The organism is Vibrio sp. 10N.222.46.A1 (genome assembly GCF_041473595.1).
GTDB classification, from domain to species: domain Bacteria; phylum Pseudomonadota; class Gammaproteobacteria; order Enterobacterales; family Vibrionaceae; genus Vibrio; species Vibrio tasmaniensis_A.
Window position 1 is genome coordinate 1 of sequence record NZ_JBFRSN010001362.1, and the last position, 2826, is coordinate 2826.

The window sequence follows — 2826 nt, forward strand, 5'->3', positions numbered from 1 at the left end:
CACCGCTCATGACTACATATCGGAACAGTGGTCTCAACAAGAAGTGACCGACAAGCAAGCCAATCACACCGCCTAGCATCCACAACATGTCAGCCCAACTGCCGCCCGTATTGCCAGCAAGCAAAGGCAGCATCGCCAACATAGGGATTACGGCAATATCTTGGAAAAGTAATACCGCAAAGCCAGACTGCCCCGCTTCTTTGCCACCAAGCTCTCGCTCTTCAATAACACGCAACGCAATAGCGGTCGAAGACAAAGCTAAACCCATGCCGATGACTAAGCTAGTTTGCCAAGTTAAACCAAACATACACGCGATGGCGGTAATAATCAGAGTGGTGATCAGCACTTGCGCGCCACCAAGTCCTAGAATGGGGGCTCGCATCTGCCACAGTTTTTTCGGATTAAGTTCGAGACCAATCAAGAAGAGCAGCAGTACCACCCCGAATTCGGAGAAGTGTAGAATCGCCTCTACATCACTGATTAAACCAAGCCCCCAAGGGCCAATCGCCACACCCGCTAATAAGTAACCGAGTACCGACCCTAATCCAGCGCGCTGTGCGATAGGAACCGCAACCACAGCAGCAGCTAAAAATATAACGCTACTTTGTAGAAAATCGTTAGTCAGAGCCATCATTCGCTCCTATATCTTGTAGCGGGTCTCGCAACCAATTTCGATACGCTTCTGCGTGTTGGTAACGCGTCATATCGGTGACATTTCGTGCCCAGTGTAAAACCAAAGGGGATATCCAGTGCATCTGACACAAAGCAGCAGTTAGCTCGAATGGTTGCAAAATCTCTTGTAATGGATATTTATTATAGCCTGCGGCACCAAACGCCTCTTCTTTACCACCGGTAGTAATCACACTGCGCCAGTGTTTACCTTTAAGCGCACTTTGCTCACCAAACGCAAAACCCTTGCCTAATACTCGGTCAAACCACTCTTTAAGTAGTGATGGGCAGGAATACATAAACAAAGGGTGTTGGAACACGATCACATCATATTCAAGCAGCAATGCATGCTCAGAAGGCACATCAATAAAGAAGTCAGGATAGATGGCGTAGAGATCGTGGACTTTGACATTCCCAAGCGACTCTATCTTTTTAACCATGATCTGGTTAGCGATAGAGGTTTGCGGCTCTGGGTGCGCATAGATGACCAGCACCTTTGGCACGGGGTTGTCTGTCGAGGGAGTATTACTCATTCCTTTGAAACATTCCTTTGAAGGCTAAACGGTGGCAAGGCCACAAGAATTTAAGCAAAAGTTACTAATATGTTATTGGCATCATAACGCAAATTGCATTGTGATCGACTTTTATCTGGTTTCAGCCTACTATGCAGGCGTCTGTTCACCTCTAATTTCTATGCTATTTCAATTATGATTACTTTCTCTGATATTCAATTGCTACGCGGCGGTAAGCCACTCCTCGACCAAGCATCTGCGACTTTTCACCCTGGCGACAAGATCGGTTTGGTTGGTAAGAATGGCTGTGGTAAATCTACGCTGTTCGCCCTAATTAAGGACGAACTGTCTATTGATGCAGGCTCATTCAGTAAACCAGCCCATTGGGAAATGGCTTGGGTTGCTCAAGAAACACCTGCATTAGAAAGAACAGCAATTGAATACGTGATTGATGGCGACCGTGAATACCGTGGCCTTGAAGATCAACTGGAGAAAGCCGAACAAGCCGACAACGGCACATTAGTCGCAGAGATCCATGGCAAGATTGAAACCATTGGTGGTTATAGCATCAAAGCACGCGCGGCTGAGTTGTTAGACGGCCTAGGCTTTCGCCAAGAACAAATGACATGGAACCTGACTCAATTTTCAGGGGGTTGGCGTATGCGTTTGAACCTAGCGCAAGCCCTACTGTGTCGCAGTGACCTACTGTTACTCGATGAGCCAACCAACCACTTGGATTTAGACGCTGTAATGTGGCTAGAGCGCTGGTTACAAAACTACCCAGGCACACTCGTTCTTATCTCACACGATAGGGACTTCTTGGATCCTATCGTCAACCGCATCGTGCATGTTGAAAATCAACTGCTCAATGAATACACCGGTAACTACTCGTCGTTCGAAACCCAACGAGCGCAAAAGCTAATTCTGCAACAAGCGATGTACCAAAAGCAGCAGAAACAAATGTCGCACATGCAGAGCTACATTGACCGTTTCCGTTACAAAGCTTCAAAAGCTCGCCAAGCGCAAAGCCGTATTAAAGCGCTAGAGAAAATGGAACAAGTACTGCCCGCTCAGTTTGATAACCCTTTCAGCTTTGAATTTAGAGAACCAGACGCACTACCAAACCCAATCATGATGATGGACGAGGTATCGGCGGGTTACGATGACAATCTGATTCTAGAGAAGATTCGCTTGAACCTAGTGCCGGGCAGCCGTATTGGTCTACTTGGTCGAAATGGTGCTGGTAAATCAACGCTGATTAAACTGCTTTCTGGCGAACTGAAACAGCAAGGTGGTGAGCTGAGCTATTCGCAAGGCGTTAAAATGGGTTACTTTGCACAGCACCAATTAGAGACGCTGCACCCTGAAGAGACACCACTTCAACACATGATGCAGATTGCGCCAAAACACACCGAGCAACAACTGCGTGACTACCTAGGTAGCTTTGGCTTCCAAGGTGAAAAAGCACTCGATAAAGTGGCCCCCTTCTCCGGTGGTAAAAAAGCGCGTTTGGTATTGGCTCTGCTGGTATGGCAAAAACCGAACCTATTACTACTCGATGAACCAACCAACCACTTGGATCTCGATATGCGTCAGGCACTAACGTTTGCATTACAGACGTTTGAAGGCGCGATGGTTATCGTAT

The 2826-nt window shown here is 47.2% G+C and carries 3 protein-coding genes; 1 reads left to right on the top strand and 2 read right to left on the bottom strand.

Going from position 1 to position 2826, the window contains the following annotated elements; translation table 11 throughout:
- Both AB4496_RS26620 and kefG read right to left on the bottom strand, forming a co-directional pair.
- A partial coding sequence (locus AB4496_RS26620) for a cation:proton antiporter (RefSeq protein WP_372132908.1) occupies window positions 1-631 on the bottom strand: 631 nt, incomplete at its 3' end.
- Entirely contained in the window at window positions 618-1202 is a 585-nt protein-coding gene (gene kefG / locus AB4496_RS26625) for a glutathione-regulated potassium-efflux system ancillary protein KefG (protein ID WP_009848925.1), read from the bottom strand. The genes kefG and AB4496_RS26620, both read right to left, overlap by 14 nt.
- A 174-nt stretch (window positions 1203-1376) precedes the next feature.
- On the opposite strand from kefG, the gene AB4496_RS26630 reads away from it, so the two are divergent.
- The coding region (locus tag AB4496_RS26630; RefSeq protein WP_372132911.1) for an ATP-binding cassette domain-containing protein at window positions 1377-2826 on the top strand (1450 nt) is incomplete at its 3' end.

Bases quoted from the DNA above. Each gene is read 5' to 3' on its own strand.
- kefG (WP_009848925.1), bottom strand. From the start codon at position 1,202: ATGAGTAATACTCCCTCGACAGACAACCCCGTGCCAAAGGTGCTGGTC.